Origin of the sequence: Youngiibacter fragilis 232.1 (assembly GCF_000495435.3) — a bacterium.
Taxonomy (GTDB): Bacteria; Bacillota; Clostridia; order Clostridiales; family Clostridiaceae; genus Youngiibacter; species Youngiibacter fragilis.
In genome coordinates this window covers 1-1,877 of record NZ_AXUN02000108.1, presented here as the reverse complement: position 1 = coordinate 1,877, position 1,877 = coordinate 1, and the positions used below count along the sequence as shown (strand labels likewise).

General features: G+C 45.4%; 2 protein-coding genes. Both read right to left on the bottom strand.

The features are described 5' to 3' along the window. Positions 1-79: 79 nt before the first annotated feature. Positions 80-793, bottom strand: a complete 714-nt coding sequence (locus T472_RS06000) for a lysoplasmalogenase family protein (protein WP_023387809.1) — start codon at positions 791-793, stop codon at positions 80-82. After that, positions 780-1,643 carry a DegV family protein gene (locus T472_RS05995; RefSeq protein WP_023387808.1) on the bottom strand — a complete coding sequence of 288 codons (864 nt, stop codon included), beginning with the start codon at positions 1,641-1,643 and terminating at the stop codon, positions 780-782. Before T472_RS05995 ends, T472_RS06000 begins: the two co-directional genes overlap by 14 nt. Positions 1,644-1,877 lie beyond the last annotated feature (234 nt).

The following is a 1,877-nucleotide window of genomic DNA, read 5'->3' as shown; positions in this document are numbered from 1 at the left end:
ATTGTGCGAAGTTTGAGTTAATAATACATTCCACATAGGATGGTACAACATGAATTCAGCCATTTCCTCTTATGCTTCATCACCTTTCCTTAAGCTTCCAGGATGAAAGCATGAGGATTATAGCCCATGCTGGGATATATGCTGACCAGACTATGTTCCTTCCGATGTCAAACAAAAGCTCATCCCTTATGCCTGCCAGCATACCCAGTCCAACCCCTGCATCACATATGAGCATCAGGAACGACGAGGCAACGACAAGCTTTGAAGCTTCATTGTCGAAGAATCCTCTTAAAGGTACGCACAATGCATTCCAAAGCATAAAGGAAATTGAGGCTGTAAGCAGAAGTCCGGCAATCCTTGTCATTCCATCTGCATAAGAAAGGACAGAGGTTGCTCCTGCAAAAAAAACAGTCATCGGCATAAGTGTAAGCAGTATCTCCTTAAGTGCCCTATTGGATCTCCTGGAATACGCGGCTGAAAGCATCAGGTAAGCCAATGAAAAAAGAAGTACTCCCCATGGGTACAGATCTGGCTCCTCGCTTCCCATTGCCAGCGGCACATAGAGAAAGAAATCTCCCGCTGCGATCAGGATCAGCGATGCCTGCAGCAGCCTCTGTTCCCTTTCCTTCACAGACACCCTTATCGAATATAAGGGCATGGATAGAATGACCGCATACCTCACTCCCCAGATTACCTTGCCACTTATCCCCGTTACATCTAATGCCAGAATGACCAATGCCAGAATGGAGTATATTGCAAGTATGTGGAAACTTCTATCATCATCCCTTTTCATATGGCGGTCTCCTGGTGAGGCAGAAGGCAGCAACTCCGCCAACTCCGATATGCGCTCCAAGAACCGACCCAATGGCGAGTATCCTTGTCCTCGCCTCAGGCAAAAGCTCCCTGATATGTTTTTCAAGGCTGCTTGCAGATTCCAGGTCATCACCATGGCTTATCGTTATAAGCTGGTCAGGATAATCCTTCGCATCCATTGCAATGTCATCCGCAATCTTTCTGATCGCCTTCTTTCTGCCCCTGACAAGCCTGTCAACTACGATCCTTCCTTCTCTCACCGTAAGGTATGGTTTCATGTCCAGCATGTCACCAACCGTTGAAAGTGTCGTATTGACCCTCCCCCCTTTGGCTAGCCAGGCTATGTCCTGAAGCGTAAAGCGGTACCTTATGCATTTTTTCATTTCATCAATATTCTGAAGCACCTCGTCAATACCAAGACCCTTCCTGATCATATCTGCCATATGAATTGCAAAAAGGGATGCACCACCTGAACCGCCCTCAGAATCCACCACTTCTATCCTCAAGCCCGGATTATCTTCCAGGAACTCCTCAACCGTATTCTTTGCGAGATCATGACTGCCCGACATCTTTGATGAAAAGGTCAGGTATATAGCATCATCCTTGTTTGTTGAAATCTCATTAAGGATCTCCATGAGATGCACATAGGATATCTGGGAAGTCTTGGGAAGCTTTCCCTCTCTCATGTAGTCATAGACCTTTTTAGTATCAACCTCTATTCCATCAAGGTACGGGATGTCATCCATGATGATTGAAAGCGGCAGGACTATAATATCCTTCCTCATTTCCTCATCCATGTCGCAGGTGCTGTCAACTATGAGCTTCAGCAAAAAAATCCCCCCTCATATTAACCTATACACATACCATTATAGCACTCATATTAGTTGCATACTTCCACTATCCACTTTGACAGGATGAAAAAGGGAGGTGTCCCCTGAGGGCACTGAAAAAGCCCCTAAAAATTAGCATGATTTGAGTAGAAGATAAGATGGTACGGAATTCGGACCATCTTATCTTCCTTTTTTGAGTTACGTAAGCTCAGGAGCAGCTATTTTCTACTCACT

What these genes read in the sequence shown, in the direction of transcription:
- T472_RS06000 (WP_023387809.1), bottom strand. Translation starts at nt 793, where the DNA reads ATGAAAAGGGATGATGATAGAAGTTTCCACATACTTGCAATATACTCC.